Source organism: Sphingobacterium paludis (genome assembly GCF_004364125.1).
GTDB lineage: Bacteria > Bacteroidota > Bacteroidia > Sphingobacteriales > Sphingobacteriaceae > Sphingobacterium > Sphingobacterium paludis.
In genome coordinates, this window is record NZ_SNZV01000007.1 from 231,024 (window position 1) to 257,764 (window position 26,741).

Consider the following 26,741-nt stretch of genomic DNA (forward strand, 5'->3'; position numbering starts at 1 on the left):
TTTATACAAGACAACACCCGATTAAAAAAGGGGGTATTGTAAGGGTAAAAAAATAAAAAAAATAGAAACGATGGAATCGCGGTTGTTAATCAGATATTTTTGGATGGAATCAGACGCAATTTGTAAGTATTTCTTGACCGACTCACGAGAGATTTGCATTTCTTCTGCAATCTCCACATATTTTTTTCGATCGTGTCGACTGAGCTGATATACGCGCTTCTGCTGCGGAGGCAATCTATCAATGGCTTTATTCAACCAGTTGTAATGCAATTCTTCGTCGTGCTCTGCCGGTAGCTGTTGCAATTCCGATTCATGGTCTAAGGCGAATTTCCGCTCGATGGCCGTGCGCCGAACGGTTTGCTTCAGCGCGTTTAGAGATAGACGCCTTGCTATGGTTACCAAGTAGGCTTCCATATTGAGAATGCTACAGATAGTAGCTCGGCTATGCCAAAGCGTCAAGAAGGTATCATGAACGACTTCCATCGTTTGCTCTTTCATAGCGATGGTTCGGCCTACCTCGTGCGCCACCCGATTGACGTATAGGCTATACAACGCCTGAAAAGCCTGCTCATCGCCCTGACGAATAGACTCATATAACTCGATTGTACTTGTATCGTTGCTTAGGTTTTGCATACACTATTGACTCCGTGCAAAGCTAATATAAGAGTTTTTCAATTCCCCTGTTTACATTATTAATTTTATATTAACAATTACCTCCAGCAGCGCCTGCGATGAAGCTGTTTCCAACAAGCATCGCTTTTGCGAAACCCGATCAGGAAAAGATAGCGCCAGCTCTACCAAGCTGCCGAAGACAAATACGCCCTCTGGATGAAAAAAAGATATTTATTCCAGTTTTATGAATTATTTATACCCTGTGATCAGCAAATTAATACGCGAAATAGTATTGGGATGAAAATTACAACTTCTTGGTTCTTAATTTGCTAATAGGTTCTAGTAAAAATGAAAGTTCCTAAACACAGGATAGGAATATTTGCAATGAAAAAGATATACACAAGTGAGGGGTTATGGATGTAAAAAAAGTTGTAGTCTGTGATGACGACCGACATATTTTAGAAGTATTGAAACTTATTGTCGAATTTTCTGGAGCCGAGGTATTGGTCGAAGACGATAGTGCAAAGCTGTATGGGCGGCTGCACCAAGACGTCCCAGATTTGTTAATCATCGACCTTTGGATGCCAAATCTTTCTGGGCAAGAAGTCATTAGTAGGATTAGACGCGATGATTCGATGAGAGATATGTACATTTTATGCCTATCGGCTAGTGATGATGGCGAGGAAGTAGCTATGCGCGCTGGCGCTAATCAATTCTTACCAAAACCATTTGATATGACGGATATCCTTCAAATTATTGAACGGAACTGTTCCGGCAACCGAGCTAGCGCTTAGTCTAAACATTGCGGACTGAAATCTTAAACGCTACTTCGGATAGGATGCGATCGTAACAGCTTATAGTGCCTAGCCGGAAGAATTGTTATTGTTGTTCTTATATCCTGAACGTCTTCAATAGCTAGCTTTATGAAGATAGCTTACGGAACATTATTTGTCAGGTGCGTAGCGTATGTTTTTAACTTAAGATGTGCTCAAGGGGTTTGTTCGAAAGACTTTTATTAGTTATCGGGAAATATCTCATGGTAATATTCTTCCAGCTGATGCAGCTCATTAACTTCCCAAGGGAATTCATCGGATAGCCGACCCAACATATGCTTCTCGCCAGCTTCATCCTTAACAAGCGCAAAGGTACAAACCTCATTATGATTGTGAAAAATGCCCACGCCAACTAAAAAGCCATCGCATTGCACAATATAGTATTCGGTTACGTTGCCCCCTTCAAAACTTATCATGGTTTGCAAAGCCTCGCCATTTGCTTTTAAATCTGTTCTCTTCATAAGCATTTTCCAATCTAGGTTTTGGAAACTTGAATATACGTAAAAATACCAGATTTCGCAAGGGGCAGGGAATCGTCCAGCAATTACTTATAAATCTATTCATGGGACTAAAAAGAAATTACACTGTCTAGTAGGACAGGTTTTGCCTATCTGTATAGATGTTGGAACGCGATAAGGATCATAATCGCTGAATATGGCTAGGCTTTGCTGAAAACAGTTTTACTACCGAGTTTGTTTAGCGTTGCTCGACCATACATATTCGTTTTACCAAACAGCCCGCTTTGCTTAAACCAATTTGCCAGTTCCTGAGCACGTAAAAAGTGTTTGATATCGTTGTGTTCAGAAAGATGAAAATCACATCTGACCGCCCGCCGATGGCCACTCCCAAACACTATGGTATGCACCTGCCACCTCCACATAGTCCAGAAAACCTTTGTAAAAATCTTGTTCGCCAATAGTACCGCTGTCGCCCACCACAATCAATTTTTTCTTGGCGCGTGTCATCGCTACATTCATCCGGCGTTCATCGGCAAGAAAGCCAATCCGCTGTTCGTTGTTTGATCGTGTTAAACTGATGTAGACAATATCCTTCTCTTGCCCTTGGAAACCATCAATCGTATTCACTTGAATAAGACTTTGGAAGGGTTTTAGTTCATCATCCTGCTCGACGAGCGTTGTCAACCATTGTGCTTGCCGGCGGTAGGGCGTAATGACGCCAACGGTTGGCATATTTGATCCCGAATATAAATCTGCACACGCTTTTAGTGTTTCCCGAAGGTGTGATCGCACAAACTGGGCCTCTTCGGTATTCCAGATAGCACCGTCTTCTTCTGCCTCTTCATACCCCGCTCCTGCCGTGTCGATGAACAGGATCGGCGCATCATCGTTTCTAAGCGTCCATGCCGCAACATCGGTAGCTGCCTGCAATTGATTGTTATACAACCGCAAAGATGGGTAAGCCATAATTTTTGCATGCATTCGATATTGCACGTTTAGCAACGATACTTGTGCGGGGTAGCGGGCAACCAATTTTTCAAATAGCGTGATGTAAAGGCCTTGATACGCTTGGCTTGACGATTTCACTGTTGGGGGCAATTGGCAATGATCACCGGCAAGGACTACACGCTTTGCCTTCAACAAAGGAATCCAGCATGCAGGTTCCAAGGCCTGTGCAGCCTCGTCGATGATGACCGTCTCATAACATCTTTCCTGAATACTGTGGTGATTTGCACCGACTAACGTAGCGGTAATCACCGAGGCATTATCAAGAATATCGTCCATGATAAAATCCTGAACCTTATCTATTTCTTTCCGTATTTTATGGGCTTCAGCGAAGAGCGCTTTACGTTGCTCGCGTTCATTCTTACCGAAATTACGCTTGTATTTATGGCCCATATCAAGGTACGCTCGTGCCTGTTTCTCCAAGGTTTTACATTCCTTGTTCGCGCGATGATTTTCGATCTTCGCATCTAATGTCAAGTCCTGAAGATGGGAAGATACTCTTACCGGATTACCGATACGCACCACCGAAACGCCTAACGCATCTAAACGCTCTGTCAAGACATCAACGGCGGTATTGCTTGGCGCAACCAACAAAATTTGTTTTACGCCATTGGACAGTAGGGCTTTTACAGCTTGGGTGAGCGTAGTCGTTTTGCCCGTGCCGGGCGGGCCATGGACAATCGTTAGTGCATGCCCCGCCAAAACTTGCTGTATCGCGGCATTTTGACTAGCATTGAGCGCCTCATTCTGGTAAAAACCCGGAACTGCCCCTGGGTCGAGATGCTGTTCGCCGGTCAGCATACGCACAAGGCCGCCCTCCTTCGCATCATCTTTTATCTTATTAGCTTGTTGGAGTGCGGTGTGCATCTCGCGGTAGGAATTTTCATCGAATAGCAGATCGACACCTAGCTTTCCTCGCCTACTCCAGTCTGGCAGCTCGTCCAGACGAAAAGCAATCCGCATCGTATCATTACTCACATAAGCTACCGTACCGTTTACCCGATCTTCGTTGGGCGCATAATTGGAAAACAAGGCTACCGGCATGCCGAACCGGAAGCGATGCGATTCTCCTAGGCTATTTGTCCTTTTGATCGTGATGCTTAAATAGTCGCCTCGCCCTATTTCGGTATCCGTCACCATCACGGGAAACCAAGTGACGCCCTGCGTACGCCGATCGTTTACTGACCGATTAAGCAATAGCGTCTCATGCATATTTCTATCGAAATCCTCTTCTTTCCGCAGTAAGGCGACAAGCTCATCAAAATAATCATCCATACGAAACCAATAGTAGTAAACCCGCAAATTAACGGATTTTTACGAGATTTTGTTTGGCCAAGATTGAATATTAGGCCAGATTGGTTCAGCCTTGTTCGTAATCCGAATGGACGTAACGCGTGTGTCAACACTTTTAGAATAAAACTGTGTAATATGATACAAATCGACAAAAGGTTGAAAGGGAATAGTACGTTGTATTTACTTACTTTGAGTATAAACTTAATGTACTTATGATGTATAAATTTCTTTTAATTCTACTATCTGCGTTGTTCTCAACAGGACTACTCGGACAAAAAAAGCTATTGACGGATTTTCCTGACGGTTACAGGCCAGAGCAAGTAGGCAAACGTTTGGGCTACCGCTTTACGGAAGGAAAACATATGCTGCATGCCGGCAAGTGGATCAGCTATCCTGAAACCTTCAATTGGGCTGGTGCGATCAAATTTGCGGCATTGACAAAAGATGAGAAGCTTTCAAAACTTCTTCAAGATAGGTTTGAGCCTTTATTCACAACGGAGAAAAACCTGCTCCCACCCATGAACCATGTGGACTTAAACATGTTTGGCAGTTTACCGCTCCTGCTTTTTCAAACGACAAAAGAACAGCGCTACTACCAACTAGGCTTGCCCTATGCTGACACACAGTGGATGCTGCCCAACAACGCAAAGCTTCAAGAAAAGGAATGGGCAGATAAAGGATATTCTTGGCAAACCCGTTTGTGGATCGATGATATGTATATGATAACCATCGTACAAACGCAGGCCTATCAGGTCACCAAGGATCAAAAGTACCTCGACCGTGCGGCCACTGAGATGGTGCTGTACCTCGACGAATTGCAGCGCCCCAATGGATTGTTCTATCATGCGCCGGATGTTCCATTCTACTGGGGCCGTGGAAATGGCTGGATGGCCGCCGGAGTTACTGAACTACTTCGCTATCTTCCTAAAAACCATAAGCACAGACCGCGTATTTTGGAAGGATACCAACTGATGATGAGCAGTTTGAAGAAATACCAAACGGCAGATGGTATGTGGAACCAATTGATTGATGAAGCAGATTCCTGGGCCGAGACTTCTGGTTCGGCTATGTTTACCTATGCGTTCATCACTGGTGTAAAACATGGCTGGCTAGACGCCGCCGAATATGCTCCGGCCGCTCGCAAAGCATGGATGGCGCTCGTTTCGTATATAAACGAAAAGGGTGACGTGCGCGAGGTTTGTGTAGGTACAAACAAAAAGAATGACAAGCAATATTACTACGATCGGCCAAGACATGTGGGAGACTACCACGGCCAGGCGCCCTATCTTTGGTGCACCGTTGCACTCCTGGAAGACGTAAAAAAGTAAACTTCATTCATCCTGATCGCGCTCAGCACGCGGGTGCGGTCAGGATTCCTTTTCCAACGAGTTTCTGTAGCCTTGGGGCGAAATATTAAAATAGCGCTGAAAATTTTTATTGAATAAACTTTGACTGCTGTAGCCCACTATCTTCGAAATTTCAGACATGGTAAATTCGTTTTGTGCGATCAGCTTGGTCGCCTTTTTCAAGCGGGTCACATCGATCAGTTCCTTTGGGGTGAGGTCGGATATCGATTTAATTTTACGATAGAAGGTCGGTCGGCTCATATGCATATGGTCTGCCAATTGGTCAATATTTAATGCTGTATCGTCAAGGTGCTTACGAATGTAGGTGTCGAGCTTTTTTAGAAAGGCCTCGTCTGTCTTGGAATAAGCCATGACACGTACATCTTCGAAGGGGGAACTAGCAAAATGCATTTTTATCTTTAAACGATTGCCTAACAGGTTTGCGATTTGCAATTGCAGCAGTTCCGGTGAAAACGGCTTTTGTATATACAGGTCAGCCCCCACTTCGAGGCCTTCGATATGGGCATCATAACTGTTTTTAGCCGTTAACAAAACAACCGGGATATGGCAATAATCTACATTTGATTTTATCAGTTTGCACAGTTCGAAACCGTCTATCCCGGGCATCATAATATCGGATATGACCAGGTCAATAATCTCGCTGTCCAGTGCACGGCGCGCATGATCACCGTCAATTGCCGTGTAAAGACTATAGCCATCGCCAAGAACCAAGCCTAGAAAATCTAGAATTTCCTCATTATCATCCACTATCAGAATTTTGTGCCTCATACCTGCTACATTTTTTTCCAATTACTTAATTCAAATTCTATTTTTTGACGTAAGGGTAGTCTAAGCTCAAAAACTACAAGGCTTTCTTCGTCCGGCAGTAACCTAAGTGAACCATGATGCAGTTCGGTTAGCGATTTTGCCAGGGAGAGCCCTATTCCTGTTCCCGGCCTATTGTTTCCCCGTAATCTGAAAAACGGCTCAAAAACGCGTTCGCGGAGGGTTGCTGGAATACCTTTTCCATCATTACGAATGCTAATGATAAACTCCTGCCCCCCGTCGTCTGCAACAAACAGGGCAACATGCGCCATGGTACCCGCATATTTGATGGCATTGGATAGCAGGTTGGTCACAATCTTCACCAAAGCTTCTTTATCTGCGAAAGCTTGCAAAGGGTCATCGGGGATAGTTATCGTCAATTTGATATGGTGCTGGTTGGCCTCCGGCATAAAATTGGCAACTTGTTCCGTAAGCAGCGCACGAATATCTGTATTCACAAAGTTCAATCCAAACTGATCGATCTCCGTTTTTCGGAAATCCAATAATTGACTAGTAAGCTCTACCAATCGTTTTGCGTTGCGCTGCACCATAGCCAAGCTTTTTTTCATCGATTCTTCCTTTGCCCGCCCAGCAAGCAGCTCAATAGGGCCTGCGATAAGCGTGATGGGCGTTTGAATTTCATGGGCAATGTTAGTGAAAAACTCAATTTTGGCACGATACACATCTTTTTCCTTCTCGTGCTCAAATAGCTTTTGCTTTTGAAGATTTTTACGTTCCAAATACTGATGATAGGTATGCACTGCGTACCAAATGACGAAGATACCCGCCAACACATAAAGCGCATACGCATAGCCAGTTCGCCAGTACGGGGGTAATATTTTGATATGTAAATGACGCTCCTCACCGATCCAGCTGTCGACGTTACATTTCGCACGAACGGTGAAGGTATAATCTCCTGGCGATAAATCGGTAAAATAAGCCTTGCGATTTCGACTGAGGTAGGTTCCTTTGCTATCAATCCCACTCATAAAGAAGGCATAGCGCGTGACCTCCGGAGACGAGTAATTTAGGGCGGCAAACTCGATGCTGAAATTATTTTGCAGGTAACTCAACACTACCGTATCTGTATACAATACCGAGCGGCTAAGGGGGCTATTTTCTGCTTCGGGTACCACCTCCCTGTTGTTTATCTGAAAGCCTGTAATGTAGGTCGCCGGGCCAGCACTTGTTTGTTGAAAATCCTTCGGATCAAAAACGATTAAACCTTTTACCGATCCGAAATACATCTTGCCGGCGGGATCTTTGTAAGCCGAGCTGAAATTAAACTGATCGGTGATCAATCCATTCGCCTTCGTATACGTTTTAATGTTGCCCGTCTGCCGATCGTAGCAGATCAGACCTTTCAGGGAGCTTATCCACAGCCGCTTTTCATCATCTTCCAGCACCCGAAAAAGCATATTGGTCGGTAAGCCATGCTCCATTGTAATCTTTTGCTGCAGTTTCCCGTCGGGGCTAACCTTCATGAGTCCGCCACCGCCCGTAGTAAACCATAGGCCATGGTCGCTATCTTCGTAGATGCCATAAACTGGAAACTCATCAACATACTTCCCGTTAACTTGGTCAGCAAAGCGAATATTGCCTTTGTTTCCTGTTTTAGGATGATAGAAGAACGTTCCCCTGTTGATACTGCCCGTCCAAATCCGGCCTTGCGAATCTTCCGTGATGTCGAAAACGTAGCTGTTGGTGGGAACCTCTTTAACGCGGGCAAACGTCTTCGCTTTTCGGTCGTAGGTAAACAGTCCAGAGCCGCCGTATCCCGTACCCACCAGAATGGTATGATCTCGCGTTTCATGTACAGACAACACGAAATCACTTGACGGCCCCTCTTTTTCACCGATTAATTTAAAACGATCTGTCACCAGGCCACGCCGTACATCCAAAATTTCCATACCATTGTAAAAGGGGCCGAAAAACAGCTGATTACCCGATGCCAGCATTCCGTGAATATTTGGATAGGGAACTATTCCTTTATGGTTTGCAAACAGGTAGTTCGTAAACTGACCATCCTGCATGTTTAATTTGTTCAATCCGCCATCTTCGGTTCCGATCCAGAGATTTCCCCTATCGTCGGGGCATATCTCTCGCACGGCACTTCCAGAGATGGCATTGACACCAGCGACAGGATAGTATTTTTTGAACCGGGCGTTCTTTTTGGAATAATAATTCAAGCCCCCAAAAAAGGTACCTGCCCACATTCCTCCCTCGCGATCCTGATACACACTGTAAACCGCATTATCCGCAATAGCGTAGGGATCATCGGCGTGCTTGCGTAAATTCACGCAATGTTTCGTGCTTAAGTTATAGATGTAGATACCCGATTCTGTAGCTACCCAGCATTCGTTACGCCCAGATAGGGCTAAATCTCGCACATAAATATCCGCATTGGTTCGCGCACCCAAATCTAGCGATGTTAACGCACCCGTAGCCAAGTCGTATGACTTTAGGCCTTGCTTGAAGCAGCCGATCAAAACCGTTTGGTCATCGGCAAATAAAATCTTGCTAATGGATCTTAAATTTTCAGGGATGTTTTTTCCCAGCACGGATCGTGTCGATGTTTGCTTTTTTTCAATATCGTATACGGTAATAGACCCTTGATGATTACCGATCCATAGCCTGTTTCTACTATCGTCAATGCTGATACACGAGGCCTGAATTTTCAGGTTCTCCACCCGTTTTTGATCAATGTGGTAAACATGGAGTTCGGAATTTAGTGAAAACCACAAGTTGTTATGCCGGTCTACTTGCAAGTGGCTGACATAGTTAGGACTGACTTCTTGAAGCATATGAAATACCTCTTTATAGGGGTCATATCGAAAGATTCCACGACCCGTGCCAATCCACAACATGCCATTCTTATCCTCTGCCAACGCAGTGATAATATTGTTTCCTAAGTACCCAAATTTATCATTCTTATTGCGAAAGCTTTTGAAATTATATCCGTCGAATCGGTTTAAGCCTCCCCTCGTGGCCACCCAGAGCAGCCCTTTGCTATCCTGCATAACAGCAGAAACGGAATTATGCGCTAAGCCATCTTCCGTTTGGTAATGCTTGAAATAATACTGATCCTGTCCTCGACATAAGGACATCATAGCAAGTAATAATACTTCAATAAGAATCAATAAGGATAGGTTTCGCATAGTTTATAATATCCAAATATATACAATTCGTTGGAGAAGTTACAACTCCAAAATTCGTCGTCTAGCGGCTTTAAGGAATGGTAAAGATAGCTCCTGAAAAGGCGGCCCAATCGATTCGTTAGCCCGAAAATGCATTTTGAGACGCATCGACAAAAAGATGAGCAAATTTTACAATAGTCATTTCTTTACTTTGAACTATAGTTAACAAATTAATAAACACACGGCCATACTTTTCCTCAAGTCCTGCGCCTGTACTCCTTCCGAGGGTGTAGCTATACACCGCCGCGCCGCGGGAACGCTGGGCATGGAAATGAAAGGCTGAACGAGGAGATAATCTACGTAAACATGATGCGATGCGCGACAACATCCAATTCTTGTCGACAATAACCTAACGTTGTAAAACTTCTAAATATAAACCTATGATAAACACCTACATGCTACGGCATACGAGTAAGTTTTTGAGACAAAAAGACATCTTGCTACTGCTGTGCTGCTTCCTATTTCCAGTCGTCACTTGGGCGCAAACCGTCTCCATCATGGGCACAGTAAAGGATACGCAGACGGATACGCCCATACAAGGTGCTGCTATTAAAATCCAAAACAGCGATGTAGCGACTAGTTCGGATCTTGAGGGAAAGTTTACGTTGGATGTGCCTGCTAACGCCGTTTTATTAATCTCCTCTGTAGGCTATGCCCCCCAGACGATCGCTTTGGGCAATAGAAGGACGCTACAGATAGACCTCACGCCGACCAACGAATCACTCGAAGAAGTTGTCGTGGTGGGATATGGCGCCATGCAGAAAAAAGATCTCACCGGGTCGATTATCCAAATTCGGCCGGATAAAATTGCGAATGAAAATCCTAAAACCGTTCAGGACATTCTACGGGGCACGCCCGGTATCCGCGTAGGATACAATGCATCCGCGAAAGGCGGCGGCGGTATCAACATCCGTGGGCAACGGTCGGTGTTTGATGCCGGAAACCGGAATAGCCCGCTTTTAATTTTGGATGGTATGCCGTTTTATGGCGAGCTTTCGGAAATAAACCCAGACGATATTGAACAAATCGACGTGTTGAAAGATGCCTCCGCGGCAGCTATTTATGGTTCAAAATCAGCAAGTGGTGTTATCATTATCAGCACTAAAAAAGGTAAGCAAGGAAAACCAGTCATCAACCTGACAACAAATATAGGCACGACGACCGTCGCCAGAATTCGGGAGCGTTTTAGCACAGAAGGCTACTTACAGCATCGTGAAGATTGGCTTACCAAAAACACCTACGGTGTAAATCCGGAAACGGGTGACTACGAAGCCTATCAGGGCGGCGGTTACAACAATAGGCCCGGCTACTTTGTTCGTCCAGACCGCTTACCATCGTCCGTCTCTATCGACGATTGGCGAGCCTACGACCAGAATGTGGGCGATCAGTCTGACTTAAGTATATGGGCACGAAGACTCGGATTTAACGGGAACATACTCCAAAATTTTCTAGACGGCAAAACGGAAAATTGGCGTGACCGTACCTATCGTAACGGTTTTGATCAAGATTACAACATCAGCGTAAGCGGAGCAAGTGAACGCACCAATTATTACCTTTCTATGGGCTACCTGAAAAACCAAGGTGCAGAAGTGAGCGATGCCTACCGTGCGGTTCGCGCCAATATGAAAGTCGACACAAAAGTGACCGATTGGTTTGAGGTTGGTGCAAACGTCAATTTCCAAGATCGATCCGATGGCAATGTTGGCATAGATCTGGATCAATCCATGCGTAACAGCCCTTTCGCTGACTATGCGGATGAAATGGGTAATCCTACGCAGTTTCCATTGAGCGCGGAATATAGCCAGCGCGGCTACAACTATGATTTTCAAAGACAATATCTGGAATTAGATAAAGGCTATACAGTGTTAAACAGTATTGTTTATGCGAAGATCAAATTGCCTTTCAACATTACGTATGCCTTTAATGCGTCGCCTCGCTTCCAGTTTTTTTACGACCGCTATTTTATGTCTGCCGAACTGCCCGGCTCAAATCCCGCCACACGAGGAGCGAATCGCGAACAAGCGAAACGCCTGGACTGGTCGCTAAATAATACCATCACATGGGATAAAACCTTCGCGGACAAACATCGCTTTACCGTAACACTCGTGCAGGAAGCGGAGGAGCTGCGACTATGGCGCGACCGAATCGAAGCACGGAATATCTTGCCATCCGATGCATTAGGCTTTCATAATGTGGGCTATGGTTCCAAACAAGATAGTAATTTTTCCAACGAAGACACGCAAGAAACCGCTGATGGCCTCTTAGGACGTATTTTTTACTCCTACGATGACCGATATTTGCTGACGGCCTCTATCCGCCGCGATGGCTCTTCCGCATTCGGAACGTCTAACCCCTATGCAAGTTTCCGCTCGATATCCGGTGCATGGTCCTTTACCAACGAAAAGTTCTTCAAGTGGGGTCACATCATGAATTCCGGCAAGTTACGCCTTTCTTACGGCGAGAACGGAAACCGTGCGCTCGGCAACCCCTATTTTGCCCTAGCTAACCTCTCGGCTGGTGGCGGCAAAATGCATGGGTACATCAATCCATCTGGTGATTTATCGCTATATCGTTATTTGATGATGGATAGGCTGGCCAACCCCAATTTACGCTGGGAAAAAACCGACTCCTGGAACTTAGGCCTTGATTTTGGGTTTCTAAATGATCGTATTTCAGGTACGTTCGAATATTACAAAACCATTACACAAGACATGATCATGACGGAGCGCCTGGCTAGTTTCACAGGCTTTCAAGGCATAGCAACGAACCTAGGGCGTGTGGATAACAGTGGGGTTGAGCTGGCCCTAAATACCGTTAACATCAGGAAAGATAATTTCCAATGGTCTACCACGCTTGGCTTCTCGTACAACAAAAATACCATTAAACACCTCTACTATGACTACGTCGATGTCTTGGATGATCAGGGTAACGTAGTCGGCCGCAAAGAGTCTGATGACCTGCAGAACAATTGGTTTATCGGTAAGCCTATAGGCGTCATATGGAACTACCGTGTGACCGGAATCTGGCAAGCCAATGAAGTGGAAGAGGCCGCTCGTTACGGCCAAAAACCGGGCGATCCGAAAGTCGCCAATAACTATACGGCAGATGATGTCGTGAATGCCAATGGGACGGTAACACACGTATACAACAATTTTGATAAGGAATTCCTTGGTCAAAGCATCGCGCCCTACCACTGGTCAATGCGTAACGAATTTATACTTTGGAAGAACTTAAACTTTTCCTTCAACATCTATTCTTACGCGGGGCACAAGAGCCTATTTGGCGACTACCTCAATAACGATGATAATGGTGGGCGAATGCAATACGGGATGGCAAACTTGCCCGCAAAAGAATACTGGACACCGGAAAATCCCACCAACGAATATGGACGTATCGAGGCCGCAGGCCCTACGGGTGCCGCTTCCGCAGGAAAACTATACGACCGCACATTCATCCGACTTGAAAATATATCAGTGGGTTACACCTTGCCACATGCTTGGACATCCCGTTACAATATAAACCGCGTAAAAATTTTCGGAACGATTCGGAACGTTGCTACCTGGGCGAAAGACTGGGAATATGGTGACCCGGAAGCAAACCCTGCCTTCGACCAAGGTGGCGGCTTAGCCACGCGATTGTACAACCTTGGTCTTAACTTAGTTTTTTAATCCCTACGCTCTTGCGTTTATTAATTATTCGACGATGAAATTTAAAAGAGTAAATACGATATCGCTTACCCTACTGCTAGGCGGCATGTTACTAGCCAGCAGCTGCAGTCGTGATTTTTTGACACCGAAGCCTTTGTCTTTTTACGAGCCGAATGCCACCTTTACTACAGAAGCCGGATTAATGTCTGCCATGGCGATATCCGACAGGCACCTCAAGTTGTATTGGGCCACAGATCATAACGAGATGCTCACCATGGGCACCGAATATATCTTCTCCGAGCTTATGGTTGCAGCAGCCACAGACAAACGCAATATGCTTTGTGATGTCGCCAACATGTTGACGCCAACGAGTGAAACCTCCTACCAAAACATCGACCGCACAAACAGTATCTGGTACCTTTGGGAAGAAACATATAAGGGTATTATGTTTGCCAATACGATTATCCACTATGTGGATGGGGTTCAGGAAATTGATGAGGCAACCAAAAATGCCTATAAAGGCCGGGCGTACTTTCACCGGGCCTTCCGGTACATGGCGCTCGTTTTTCAATTTGGCGACGTGCCTTTAGTAGCCAGTCTTTTGGAAGCGCCTAAACAGAATTACCGAAGCACCCAACGCGACGCCATCCTCCAAATGCTTACCCACGATATGGAACTCGCCGTACAATGGGTGCCCAACCAAAGTGAGATCGGGCTAGTAGGTATGGTGAATAAAGGCGCATGCCGTATGCTTTTAGCCAAATGCTACCTTGCAATAGGCGAATATGCAAAAGCCAAGGAACAATTGGATATCATTATCAACGAATCGGGCTACTCGCTTATGGAGAACAGCTTTGGAACGTTTAACGACGGCGGCGAGGCGCGTACATGGCCCATAACCAGAAATGTGATATGGGATCTGCATCGCCCGGAAAATAAGCTGATCGCAGCCAACCGAGAGGTCATTATGGGCATGCCCAACCGGGGTGCCGAAGCTGAGTCATTCGTAAAGATGCTTACTATGCGCATCCTCTACCCTTTCGTATTCGACAACCGCATACAGACAAAAGACGGAAAGCAAGCTTTACTAAACATTCGCCGTAATACGGGAGATTACAACGCTACTTACGATTACATGCGAGCTTTCGGACGCGGTATCGCTACCTTTCGCCCTACCAGTTTTCAAACAAAAGCCCTCTGGCATGTTAATGGCGCCATGGATGCTACGGATTTGCGCCACAGCTCAGCAGCTGGAAATTGGATCCGGATGGAAGACTATAAAGTCAACAACAAAGCATCCACCGAGTTTGGGAAGCCACTCATGCTATTCGACAACGGAAGATTGTTGTGCAGTGACACGATACGTCGTTGGTTTGATGTGCCTCATTACATCTTTTCCTTGGACGATCCCGTTAGCGAAGCGAATATCGTAGGATCAGACGGACATCGTGGGGCCACTAACGGGGCCACAGCAGACTGGTACCTGTATCGTTTGGCAGAAGCCTATCTCCTGCGTGCCGAAGCCAAATATTACCTCAACCCGGGCGATGGAACGATTAAAGACGATTTAAACATCATCAGACGACGTGCACAATGCACGCAACTGTATCAAGGTGCCGTCACTATAGGTGATATTATGAACGAGCGCGCTCGTGAGCTGTATTGGGAAGAATGGCGCAATGTGGAGCTAAAACGGGTATCACTATGCCTAGCAAGAAGCGGACGCCCAGATGAATGGGGAAACACCTATTCACTAGAAACTTTCGATAAACAGACAGGAACAGATGCCATAGGCGGAAGCTATTGGTACCAGCGCATTGTGCACTACAGCATGTACAACAAAGGACCTATCCAAATCAATTCTACAGGAAATAGCAACCCGAATTATACAATGGATAAAAAGAATATGTACTGGCCGATCCCCGAAGCAGCCATTACCGGTAATAAACGCGGCCAGTTGAGTCAAAATTTTGGCTACGATGGCTATAATGCCGCCACGCCGAAGTGGGAAAACTGGGAAGACGCTGTTGCCGACGAAAAAGAAACACAATAAGCGGGAAGCGGTTCCGCGACCCTATGCCTAAGCGTAAACACGCGTATCATGCATCAAAAGCTTGATACGCGTGTTAGTTTTCGGCTTTTCTGCCGCGCCAGCGCACTAGAAAGGCACATCCATGAGTAAGCCAGTATCGTGCTGGGCTTTCATCCACTGCCGTAACTTCTTTCGCATTCTTTCCATGATTTTGTTATACGCCGGATCTCCCGCAAGATTGTGTAATTCGTCCGGATCCTGCTGCAGATCATAAAATTCAAATTCCGGATGCCCGACAATACGACCGGTCAAAAAGCGAGCCTGTTTATCAGTCGCGGCACGCCTATGCCACGATGTAAACACCTGCCCTTTATTGGAGGTATTGGTCATATATTTAATATGATAGATACTTTCCGGATTAAGATTCCAAATCAGCTTGTACCGTTGATCACGCACACTACGGATGGGAAAAGCAGGTCCTTCGGGAATATTGTTATGGATGCCGTAGGCAAAATCACGGTGTTTCCCTTTGGGGTTCTTCAATACGGCGCGAAAGCTTTTTCCATCAAGCGCACGCAAAGGCTTTCCGCCGGCAATATCAATGAGCAAGGGCGTGATGTCCTCATATTGCACGATAGCCTCTGTTATGGAGGGAGCTTGAACAACCTTTGGCCAGCGGATCAGCATGGAGCTTCTTTGGCCATTATCATACAAGGTCCATTTCCCTCCTGGAAACTGCGGGCCCTGCTCGCCCAGGAAGATCACGAGGGTATTGTCTAATCGACCTTGCGAGTCTAGCAAAGCCAACACATCACCCACTTGGTTATCCAAACGGCGTACCTCGGCGAGGTACTTCGCGAATTGCCTTCGCGTGGGCTCGGTATCGACCCAGTGCGCCGGCAATTTTAGCTGCTGTGGGTCAAATTCATCAGGGTCGCCAACAGTCCAAGGCGCATGCGGATTAATGCTCATTAAAAACAAACAATATGGAGATTCTTCCTGCATGAATTTCGCGATGCTGTCCAGAAAATAATCGTCTGTTTCTGCCACACAATTTGGCTCAAAACCGGAGATGATGGTAAATGGAAACGACGACTTGGGTTTCGTCATATGATCTTTTCCACTCAAACCAACCCTGTAGCCCAAGTCCGTCAAATAATGCGCAACACTTTTTATGTTATCGACCACAGGCTTATGATTTTGATAAGCACCATGTCTGGCGGGATAAAGCCCTGTAAAAAGGGAAGCACGGGTTGGTACACACATAGCTTCCGATGCAATCAGGTTGTTGAACTGTAAACCTTCTTCTGCCAGCCTATCAATGTGGGTTGTCTTCAAATTTTCTCCGCCATAACAGCTGAGCTGCCTACTGTCCAAATCGTCCGCCATAATAATAACGATATTGGGCTTCGAAGCTGACACGGCTTTTGCACGGTCGGCAACCAGAGATTGTGAACATGCACTATGACAAGTGAAAAAGAAGGTGAAACAGCTTAGTGTGAGCATGTAAAATCGATGGATGTTTTTTCTGTCTGTATACATCATGATGAACTAATTGTTAATAGATAAAATATGTCGAATCGGCCATCGTTGAAATGTTCAATACGCTGTTTAGTAGCCTATTTCATTTTCTGAATCCCGATGCGACTTGATTAGGCATAAGGCCCAAGCCGATGTCATCGCTATAAAGTAACAGCACTTCTACCCAGTTCGCAATTACATCATTAAACATTGAGACAAATTAACTATCAATTGATACGGAACAGAAACTTTATATCAAGTGTATTCAAGATATTTGTTAAGTAATATAACGAACTACCAACTTATAAACAAGTAAGCCAATGGCTTACACCATAACATTTATGAAAAAAAAAGCTAACCACGGATACGACGTCATGTTACGTTTCAACGAAAAAATTTTCAACATAATTCATAAACATATTACTTTTTATTAATAACAATCAGTAGCCATGTAGCATAAGGCATCTTGTGCTAACATCTGCGGCCCTGTCATTTCTAAAATTAGATAGAAAAAATAGGTAAAAATTATACGAATAAACGTTTGTATGCCCAGCATTCTGCTGCAGGCACGCAACGAGAAATGCATAAATCTTAACCACGATTATAAATCTAAACAGTACTACTAATGCGTAAAACCGATTTACAAGGTACACGTAGTGACCAAAAGAAGAGGCGGTACAGACTCCTGAAAATAGCCTCCCTACTGCATGTGCTCTGCGCCACCACGGCTGTAGCATCAGACAACAAAATCCATTTAAGTTCAGAAAGCACTGCCGAACATACCCCGGCAGCGACGCACTGGCAACAGGAAAGAGACATTCGCGGTATTATTAAGGATGATAAAGGCAATATTCTAGCCGGGGTATCCGTAACAGTAAAAAATAAACCCAGTGTAGGCACAACGACCGATCTCAATGGCCGTTACGTACTAAAAGTTCCAGCCGATGCGGTGCTTGTTTACACCTTAATCGGGTTTACGACCCAAGAATATACGACCGCGGGGCGTGATGTGATCGACGTGACGCTAAGCGAATCTGAAAATGTCATCGAGGAAACGGTTGTCACCGCGTTTGGACAACGCCAACGCAAGAACGACCTTATAGGTTCCGTATCATCCATCAATCCCGAAGAACTGCGCATCCCCAGTAGCAACCTTACCGGCGCTTTGCAGGGGCGCGTAGCAGGTGTCATATCATTCCAGCGAAGTGGCGAACCCGGGTTGGATAATGCCGATTTTTTTATCCGAGGCGTCGGCACCTTTGGTGTCAACCAGCGACCACTGATATTAATCGATAATATGGAGGTATCCACGGATGATTTGGCGCGTATACCGGTTGATGATATCGCCAGCTTTTCAATCTTGCGTGATGCCACCGCTTCTGCCGTTTACGGATCGCGGGGAGCGAATGGAGTGATCCTTGTCACCACCAAACTGGGTAAGGAAGGTAAACCGAAGATCACATTCCGAGCGGAACAAAGGCTCTCCTCACCCACCAACATGCCAAAAATCGCAGACCCGGTTACGTTCATGAACATGCACAATGAAGCCGTATTAACCCGTAACCCGCTGGATCCACCGCTGTATTCCGAAGAGAAGATTGCCATGACGGCCGCAGGTGAAGATCCTATACGCTACCCTGCCGTAGATTGGCTCAGCGAAGTGACAAAGCCGAACACCCGAACACAAAATTATAACCTCAGCATATCCGGGGGTGGGCAGGTCGCCAGCTATTTGGTAAGTGGAAACCTCACGCAAGATGACGGTCTTATCCGCGTAAACCCGATTAACAATTTTAATAACAATGTCGATTTCAAGGTTTATAACCTGCGTAGCAACATCAATATCAACGTCAGTAAATCTACGCAGCTGATGGTGCGTGCCATTGCGAATTACAGAAATTACAGTGGCCCGCCGGAAGGGGGAAGCTCTTCTTTCCGAAACGCACTGCGCGCCAACCCTGCCCTATTTCATCCCGTATATGAGGTGGGGCCGCAACAATCCTATATTCGCCACCCGCTGTTTGGTAACTTCGAGGATGGCAGCGGAAATATGTACCTCAACCCCTATGCGCAAATTGTTCGCGGATATTCCGAATGGTCTGAAAGTAATATGCAGGTACAGATTGAACTAAAACAAGATCTTTCGCAATGGATTGAAGGTTTGAGCTACCGCGGCTTAGCTAATGCATCCAGAGGGGCTTATATGGAATATCGAAGACAATACAATCCGTTCTATTACGCTCCAACCTCTATTGACCCTGCGACAGGCCAATATTCCTATCTAAATCTTAACCCGCTAGACGGCACCGAATACCTGGATTACACCGACAACGGGCGCGGTCAGGAATCGCTCTTCTACATGGAGAATGCGATAAACTACGCACGTACGTTTAACGAAAAACATAGCGTTACCGGTATGTTGATTTCGACCATTCGAAACCGCATCACGCTTCCTCGAGATGAGGCCGGAACGGTCATTAATACGCTACCCTACCGCAACGCCAGTTTTTCTGGAAACTTTACCTATGTATTTGATAACCGTTACCACGCGCAGTTTACCTTCGGCTACAACGGTTCGGAAGTATTTGCCAAAAACCACCGTTGGGGCTTCTTCCCCTCGGCAGGTGTTGCGTGGACGATACATAACGAAAAATTTATGGAGCCCCTACAGCATATTGTTAGTACCGCAAGATTACGGATGACGCACGGCTTGGTCGGTAATGACAATATTCATGATACTCGCTTTTTTTACCTGTCGCAAGTAGCTTTGAACAACGCCGCCCGCCGCTATAGCTTTGGTGTAAGCACAGGCAATGAAAACTACAACAGAAATGGGGTGAGCATAGAACGCTATGCAAACCCATATGTAAAGTGGGAAATTTCTCAACAAACGAATTTAGGAATCGACCTTGGTCTGTTTAACGGCAAGTTCACCTTTACGGGTGATATGTTTCGGCAAATACGTCGCGATATTGTACAGGACCGTGCGGCTCTTCCCTCCTCGATGGGTCTGGCCGCTACCGTACTGGCCAACCTCGGAAAATATAAAAGTCAAGGCTTTGATGCCGAGCTCACGTACATGCAAAGCGTAAATCAAAACCTATGGTTCCAAGGTCGTGGTACATTTACATTTGCCAAAGGTAAATACCTCTATTACGAAGAGCCGAACTATGAATATCCTTACCTAACGCGTATCGGTACTGACGCTAATCAGCGTCGCGGTTACATTGCCGAGCGGCTATTTATCGATGACGAAGAGGTTCGAAACAGCCCGCAGCAGTTGTTTGGAGAAATGGTGATGGGAGGTGACATTAAATACTTGGATGTCAATGGAGATGGTGTCGTTAATTCCAACGACATGGTTCCTATCGGCTTTCCGACAACACCGCAGATTAACTTTGGCTTTGGACTGACCACGGGCTATAAAAATTTCGATTTTTCCTTTTTCTTCAGCGGTATGTCGCGCACATCTTTATTTATCAACCCGTTGTCCTGGGATCCGAACAACCCGCAAAATAGCGGTTCGGCGCCATTTGGTAGTCTCACAGCACCCAATGCAGTATTGCAAGCCTGGGCAGACAGCCACTGGTCCGAAGATAACCGGGATATTTATGCATTGTGGCCACGGCTGAGCCAAAATCCATTAGCCAATAATACGCAGAATAGCACACACTGGATGCGCAACGGCGCCTTTCTACGCCTCAAACAAGTCGAACTATCGTATACGCTAAATTCGGATTTTACGCGGCGATACAAGATTGATCGCTTCCGTATATACGCCAGTGGTACCAACCTATTTAATCTAAGCTCTTTTGATCTGTGGGATCCCGAAATGGGCGGAGCGGGACTGCGCTACCCTATCCAACGCGTATTCAACCTTGGCCTGCTAATGACTTTATAAAAATTAAAATGACTAACCGAGCTATGCATATGAAAACTAACATAAAAGCACTTCTTTTTTTGGGCGTCATGCTCTTCGGGAGCTGCAATAAATTCATGGATATTGTCCCTGATAATGTGGCCCAGCTAGAGCAAGCATTTACCATGCGCACTATGGCAGAGCGCTACCTCTTTACCTGCTACAGTTGGATGCCTAAAGGCTACCACTTAAGTTCAAACCCAGCGCTACTTGCTGGCGACGAATTTTGGTTAAATTCGGTGACTAACTTCTCGCAAGGTAGCTGGCCAAACTGGTACATCGCTAGAGGTGGGCAGAATACCAACAGTCCCCTACTCAACTACTGGGACGGTAATAGCCAAGGAGGTAACGGCGACGAACAAATTTCCCTGTGGCGCGGCATTCGCGATTGCAATATCTTTTTGGAAAATATACAAGGTGTTCCCGACATGGACCAGACAGAAAAAGATCGCTGGGCAGCAGAAGTTCAATTTTTGAAAGCTTACTACCACTACTATCTTTTGCGTTTGTATGGCCCGATTCCTATTGTTGACATCAACATTCCCACGTTTGAAGATCCTGCCAACATTATTTTTGAACGCGCTTCAACAGATCAGGTGTTTAATTATATCATCGCAAAGATAGATAGCGTGATGCCCGCGTTAATGCCTGACTTATCGTTGCCGGCACAAGAAAATGGTCGGGTCACACAGGTCGTTGCCAAAGCGATGAAAGCCGAAATTTTGGTCACTGCGGCAAGTCCACTGTTTAATGGCAACACGGACTACCCTGCTTACAATAACGCTGCAGGCCAACCACTCTTTAATACCACCTTCAGTCCGGAAAAGTGGCGTGTAGCAGCACAAGCGTGTAAAGAAGCGATAGATGCAGCACACGCAGCGGGCCGCTCGCTACAAAAGTGGGTTCCCGCACCTACAATGGCCAAGGTGCCGCAGCAGAGCACAATTAACCAAATGAATCTGCGCCAAGCCGTAACGGAAAGACAAAATAACTCCGAGGCCATCTGGATAAATAACCGCAGTTCCGCAAACACAGATCAACAAGCGAAGGCATTTATGCCTCGAAGCATTGATCCGGCACGCATTACCAACCAATCTATGGGCGGCTATCTAGCGCCCACGCTGAATATGGCCTTGAAGTTCTACAGTAAGAATGGTGTTCCTATTGAGGAAGACTTCACTTACGACTACGCCAAGCGCTTTGATCTGCGCATGGTGCCTATCGGCGAGTCTGTCTATTCCTACAATCTGATGCCAGGTTATACCACCGTGGGCATGCATTTTGATCGAGAAGATAGATTTTATGGCGCATTATCGTTTGACGGCGGTCGTTATTTTATGAACAATAATAACAACGATTCCTTGGCTTACGCAACGAATGCAAGGCCGGGTGGAAATATTGCCGCTACAAATTCACCCACACAATATTCAGGTACAGGATACACACCCAAAAAACTCGTCAGTTACATGAACACCATTGGTGAAAACAACAATTTCACCACCTATTTATATCCCTTTACGATGATGCGGCTCGGCAACCTATACCTGCTTTATGCAGAAGCCCTGAATGAAATTGATGGCCCTACTGAAGAAGCCTTTACTTACCTGGACCGCATACGGGAGCGTAGCGGACTGCGGGGCGTGGTGGAATCGTGGGCAGATTTTTCAATCAATCCCGGCAAGCCAAATTCGCAAGAAGGGCTACGAGAGATTATACACCGCGAACGCACGATAGAACTAGCCTTTGAATCGCAAAGATTTTGGGATTTAAGACGTTGGAAAACCGCACAGATTGAATTAAATACGCCCATTTATGGCTGGGATATACGGCAAATTACTCCCCAAACCTATTATCGAAGGGTCGTGATGTTCAATCGTACGTTTACGCAACGCGACTACTTCTGGCCAATAAGCATCGCAGAGATACGGCGAAACCCAAGGCTCTTGCAATCGCCGCTTTGGCTGTAATTACTGCATCGTTTTACTTACTAAAAAAGACTATTATGAACACGCTACATACACTTATACGATATACGATCGGCGCATGCCTCACCTTGCTTATCGCTGCATGTGAGGACAAGCAGGAGCCCGCCCCCTCGCGTATTGGGGAAAAACCAGATCCTATAGTGAACTATCAGATCCAAAGTATTGCAGGCGGGGCAATCATCAGCTATGACCTTCCAAACAATAAAGACCTTCGCTATGTAAAAGCGGTCTATACCCTCGGCGACGGCAGCATACGTGAAAATAAGGCATCTATCTACAAGAACAGCATCGTAGTAGATGGCTTTGCCCAAGCCGGTGACTACCCCGTAAGCCTGATCACGGTCAGCGTCGGCGAAGTAGAATCAGACCCGCAACCGCTGACCGTTAAAACGCTCACCCCTCCTTATTTGAAGACATTAGAAGCATTGGGAAGAGATGGAAACCTGCTTCCCACTTTTGGCGGAATACGGCTGAATTACGAAAATAGTGCCGAAGCTCCCTTAGTTATCCATGTACTCGCAAAGAATGCGCTAGGCCAGTGGGAACGGGCAACGGATCACTACACTAAGCGAAATGCCGGCCTATTTAATGTCCGTGGTTACTCCGCTGAAGCCCGCGAATTTGGCGTTTACATTACAGACCGTTGGAATAACCGGTCTGATACCCTCGTGCGCACTTTTGTACCTGTATTTGAGGTGATGATGAACAAGTCGCTTTTCAAAACGTATAACCTACCTACGGACACCTATGCCGCGCACACGGGCTTTAGATCAACCGATGTACTTTGGGATGGGGCCGATCGTGTAGCAACGACCATATTACATACCAAGCCAGGTTCCGGAATTCCACAGCACTTCAGTTTTGATATGGGTGTAAGCGCCATGTTGAGCCGCTTCGTCATGTATTCGCGCTTGAGTAACGAATACCGCTTTAACCATCCCAAAGTGTTTGAATTATGGGGATCCAGTAACCCAAGCACGGATGGAAGCTTCGATTCTTGGACATTAGTAGGCACATTCACATCCATCAAACCCTCTGGTTTGCCATTAGGCGAACAAACGGCAGATGATATCAACTATGCACGTGCCGGGGAAGAATTTGACGTCGAATCACAAACAGCACCTTACCGATACTGGCGTTTTCGGACATTAGATACGTGGGGTGGAAATTCGGATGTTGCGTTGGGCGAGTTGACCTTTTATGGACAAACCCAGTAATACAAGCAGTGAGATAAAGCAGATACATCATTACGATTAAATACAATGAAACGAACAAAAAACTACATAGGCATGGCGGTCCTGATCTGGACCGTGGTGCTGCTGTGCAGATGTACACCAATCGATTATTATTACAGTGACTTTCTCGAAAATGCCGAGAAGGTATACCCCGGACGCGTGGACTCTATTTCCTTCAAGCCGGGATACAAAAGGGCCGCAATAAAGTCGCTAATCAGTACCGACTCACGCGTAACAAGACTAAAAATTTCGTGGGGGCTAAACGAAACTTTTGAAACAGCTATCAACGTCGATGATATCGCGCGATACAAAGAAATTCTGATTCCGAACATTGAAGAAGGAATATATACATTCGATATTCGTACTTTCGACGCGGAAGGTAACCAATCGATGCGGGCCGAGATTTTTGGGCGCGTATATGGTCCGGATTATTCAGGCAATCTAAACAACCGAATTATTGAACAAATACGGAAAGATGGGCTGGATCTCGTCGTCAACTGGATCCCTGAGTCAGGCGACACTACACTCCTCGGAACGGAAGTTGCCTACCTTACGCCCGCCGGAGATTCGGCGAAGGTGTTTACCGACGCTGCAATTCACCAAACAAGGCTTCCAAACTATAAAGCGAATACGCGGATAAACTACCGTACGCTTTATCAGCCGACGGCATTGGCCATCGATACGTTCTCCGCAGCAACACAACATATAGATCCGGTCAGCTACATTCCGACGGAGCGCACACTGCATCCACGGACAAACTGGTCCGTTGTCGCGTTCAGCTCGGAGGAACCTGCGAACAATCGATCCGCAACAAAAGCCATAGATGGCGATGTCGCCACCTTCTGGATTACGCGATATTCCGTCAACCCAACCGATTACCCGAACCATTTCATTACCATTGATATGAAAGATGCTCTGCAGGTAGATGGCTTTTTCTTCGCGCAGAAAAATGGCGACAGAAAAGTCCGGGAGCTAGAAATTCTTATTAGCCAGGACAACCAAACTTGGGAAAGCATGGGCAGACATCTTTTGGCCGCTGTCGACCGCACGAACCAATACATTGATTTGAGCGCGCGCAAAACATTCCGCTACTTCAAGATTGTTCCCTTAAGTGGTCACGACGCACAAAAGCAACCCGGATTGGCTGAAATAGGAACTTTTACCGTTGGTAATTAATAGCAAAGGTTAGGGTCTTTTCACTAAATCTTAAAAAATGAAAAAAACGATGATCAAATTAGGCTGTTTACTTGCATTATTATCTGCCGTATCTTGTGAAAAGATAGGCGAATTGACGAGCGCTATTCCACAAGACAACGTAATCCTGGAAGATAGTTTCGTAAATCCCATACTACCTAGAGGCGCCGATCCTTGGGTAACGCAGAAGAACGGAAAATATTACTTCACCTACACCCAGGGTAGTAAACTGGTGCTGTACGAAACAGATCGGATTTCCGAACTGGCCCTTGCCAAAAGCCACGATGCCTGGATTCCGCCAGCTGGCACGGCATACTCCAAAAATCTGTGGGCGCCAGAGCTGCACGAAATAAATGGCAAGTGGTACATTTACTTTTCAGCAGACAATGGCAGCAATGCAAACCACCGCATGTATGTGGTAGAAAATGAGTCGCCAAACCCTATGGAAGGGGAATGGGTTTTTAAAGGAAAGGTAGGTGATACCACAAACCAATGGGCGATAGACGGTACCATACTGCATCACAACAATCAAATGTATATGCTTTGGTCTGGCGGTAATGCCGGCGCCCCACCGCAAGATATCTACATAGCAAAGATGAGTGACCCCTGGACTATTGTGGGTCAGAAAGTACGTATCGCAACGCCAACATACGCGTGGGAAAAATTTGGCAATCCCATCAATGAAGGCCCGCAAATATTGCATAATCCGGCAAATGATGTTTTGGTCGTTTACTCGGGTAGCGGCTATTGGGTAGACAATTACTGCTTGGGGTTACTACGGCTTAAAACAAATGGCGACCCCATGAATCCAGTCGATTGGACGAAGAAAGCAGAGCCTGTTTTTTCCATGTCGGCAGAAAGCGGAGCTTATGGCCCTGGGCATAATGGGTTCTTCCAATCGCCGGATGGCACGGAAGATTGGATCATATACCATGCGCGCAGCCTTCCAAATGGCGGAAGCAATAATGGCAGAAATGCGCGTATTCAGTCTTTTCAATGGCTAGCCGATGGCACGCCTAACTTTGGTGTCCCCGCTAAGATCGGGCAGGCCCTCACACGGCCTGCCGGCGAACTATTACGTGAGCTGTATGTCAAGGATGATTGGGCTGTGCTGGGATTTAGCTCGGAAGAAATAGTCAATAACCGTCTTGCCAACCGCCTGATTGACAACAACCTTTCCTCGTATTGGATAACCCGATACTCCACTAACCCGACAAACTATCCCGACCACTGGATTTCGATAGATATGGGAAGGGATCTTGATGTAGACGGTTTTGTAATCGCGCAGAAAAACGGCGACAGGAAGGTAAAGACGCTGAGCATTGCAGTCAGCAATGACAACAATTCTTGGCAACCTTTAGGCGACTTTGAACTACAGAATATCGAGGGCAGAAATCAATATCTAGCCCTGCCGAGCAAAACCCGCTTCCGGTATTTTAAACTTACCCCACGAACAGGTCACGATAATCAACAGCAGCCCGGTTTGGCCGAAGCAGGAACATTCCGTTATCAAAACCCTTAGTGCGTAGGCATAAAAAATAAATGCCAACATATACGTGCCGGTAGCGCGCATGTGCTTGTGAAGGAGCAAGTATGCGCGCGTTATCGGTTTCTTTGCGCACCGCCTGTGTCACCATCT

General features: G+C 46.1%; 15 protein-coding genes. 9 read left to right on the top strand and 6 right to left on the bottom strand.

Annotated features, from left to right (window positions below; all coding sequences use genetic code 11):
- Positions 1 to 21: 21 nt before the first annotated feature.
- Positions 22 to 633: an RNA polymerase sigma factor gene (locus B0I21_RS15150; RefSeq protein WP_133641322.1), complete on the bottom strand. Its 612-nt coding sequence runs from the start codon at positions 631 to 633 to the stop codon at positions 22 to 24.
- Positions 634 to 1,025: 392 nt separating this feature from the next.
- Here B0I21_RS15150 and B0I21_RS15155 point away from each other — a divergent pair, with 392 nt between their 5' ends.
- Positions 1,026 to 1,406 carry a response regulator gene (locus B0I21_RS15155; protein WP_133641323.1) on the top strand — a complete coding sequence of 127 codons (381 nt, stop codon included), beginning with the start codon at positions 1,026 to 1,028 and terminating at the stop codon, positions 1,404 to 1,406.
- A gap of 221 nt (positions 1,407 to 1,627) precedes the next feature.
- Here B0I21_RS15155 and B0I21_RS15160 read toward each other — a convergent pair whose 3' ends face one another.
- Both B0I21_RS15160 and B0I21_RS15165 read right to left on the bottom strand, forming a co-directional pair.
- The gene (locus B0I21_RS15160) at positions 1,628 to 1,906 is read right to left on the bottom strand and encodes a hypothetical protein (RefSeq protein ID WP_133641324.1); all 279 of its coding nucleotides are present in this window, start codon (positions 1,904 to 1,906) and stop codon (positions 1,628 to 1,630) included.
- Between the two features lie 354 nt (positions 1,907 to 2,260).
- Complete coding sequence (locus B0I21_RS15165; protein ID WP_133641325.1) at positions 2,261 to 4,183, bottom strand: AAA domain-containing protein; 1,923 nt, start codon at positions 4,181 to 4,183, stop codon at positions 2,261 to 2,263.
- A gap of 230 nt (positions 4,184 to 4,413) precedes the next feature.
- Between B0I21_RS15165 and B0I21_RS15170 the strand changes: the two genes are divergently transcribed.
- Positions 4,414 to 5,529: a glycoside hydrolase family 88/105 protein gene (locus tag B0I21_RS15170; protein ID WP_243836156.1), complete on the top strand. Its 1,116-nt coding sequence runs from the start codon at positions 4,414 to 4,416 to the stop codon at positions 5,527 to 5,529.
- Between the two features lie 39 nt (positions 5,530 to 5,568).
- Here B0I21_RS15170 and B0I21_RS15175 read toward each other — a convergent pair whose 3' ends face one another.
- Together B0I21_RS15175 and B0I21_RS15180 are read right to left on the bottom strand one after the other, a co-directional pair.
- Positions 5,569 to 6,336: a response regulator transcription factor gene (locus B0I21_RS15175; protein ID WP_133641326.1), complete on the bottom strand. Its 768-nt coding sequence runs from the start codon at positions 6,334 to 6,336 to the stop codon at positions 5,569 to 5,571.
- Positions 6,337 to 6,341: 5 nt separating this feature from the next.
- Entirely contained in the window at positions 6,342 to 9,530 is a 3,189-nt protein-coding gene (locus tag B0I21_RS15180; RefSeq protein ID WP_133641327.1) for a ligand-binding sensor domain-containing protein, read from the bottom strand.
- 419 nt (positions 9,531 to 9,949) lie between these two features.
- On the opposite strand from B0I21_RS15180, the gene B0I21_RS15185 reads away from it, so the two are divergent.
- Positions 9,950 to 13,237: a SusC/RagA family TonB-linked outer membrane protein gene (locus B0I21_RS15185; protein ID WP_133641328.1), complete on the top strand. Its 3,288-nt coding sequence runs from the start codon at positions 9,950 to 9,952 to the stop codon at positions 13,235 to 13,237.
- Positions 13,238 to 13,271: 34 nt separating this feature from the next.
- Positions 13,272 to 15,269, top strand: coding sequence for a RagB/SusD family nutrient uptake outer membrane protein (locus tag B0I21_RS15190; protein ID WP_133641329.1), 1,998 nt, complete (start codon positions 13,272 to 13,274; stop codon positions 15,267 to 15,269).
- A gap of 105 nt (positions 15,270 to 15,374) precedes the next feature.
- Here the strand turns inward: B0I21_RS15190 and B0I21_RS15195 are convergent, their stop codons facing one another.
- Positions 15,375 to 16,793 carry a sulfatase family protein gene (locus B0I21_RS15195; protein ID WP_243836157.1) on the bottom strand — a complete coding sequence of 473 codons (1,419 nt, stop codon included), beginning with the start codon at positions 16,791 to 16,793 and terminating at the stop codon, positions 15,375 to 15,377.
- 601 nt (positions 16,794 to 17,394) lie between these two features.
- Between B0I21_RS15195 and B0I21_RS15200 the strand changes: the two genes are divergently transcribed.
- Genes B0I21_RS15200 through B0I21_RS15220 form a run of 5 tightly spaced genes read left to right on the top strand, consistent with a single transcriptional unit; the run spans position 17,395 to position 26,624 of the window.
- Positions 17,395 to 20,670: a SusC/RagA family TonB-linked outer membrane protein gene (locus B0I21_RS15200; protein ID WP_133641330.1), complete on the top strand. Its 3,276-nt coding sequence runs from the start codon at positions 17,395 to 17,397 to the stop codon at positions 20,668 to 20,670.
- Positions 20,671 to 20,699: 29 nt separating this feature from the next.
- Positions 20,700 to 22,655, top strand: coding sequence for a RagB/SusD family nutrient uptake outer membrane protein (locus tag B0I21_RS15205; protein ID WP_208292363.1), 1,956 nt, complete (start codon positions 20,700 to 20,702; stop codon positions 22,653 to 22,655).
- 35 nt (positions 22,656 to 22,690) lie between these two features.
- The gene (locus B0I21_RS15210; protein ID WP_133641332.1) at positions 22,691 to 23,890 is read left to right on the top strand and encodes a DUF5000 domain-containing lipoprotein; all 1,200 of its coding nucleotides are present in this window, start codon (positions 22,691 to 22,693) and stop codon (positions 23,888 to 23,890) included.
- A 45-nt stretch (positions 23,891 to 23,935) separates the two neighbouring features.
- Complete coding sequence (locus tag B0I21_RS20410) at positions 23,936 to 25,084, top strand: DUF4998 domain-containing protein (protein ID WP_133641333.1); 1,149 nt, start codon at positions 23,936 to 23,938, stop codon at positions 25,082 to 25,084.
- Positions 25,085 to 25,121: 37 nt separating this feature from the next.
- Positions 25,122 to 26,624: a family 43 glycosylhydrolase gene (locus B0I21_RS15220; protein WP_133641334.1), complete on the top strand. Its 1,503-nt coding sequence runs from the start codon at positions 25,122 to 25,124 to the stop codon at positions 26,622 to 26,624.
- Positions 26,625 to 26,741: the final 117 nt, after the last annotated feature.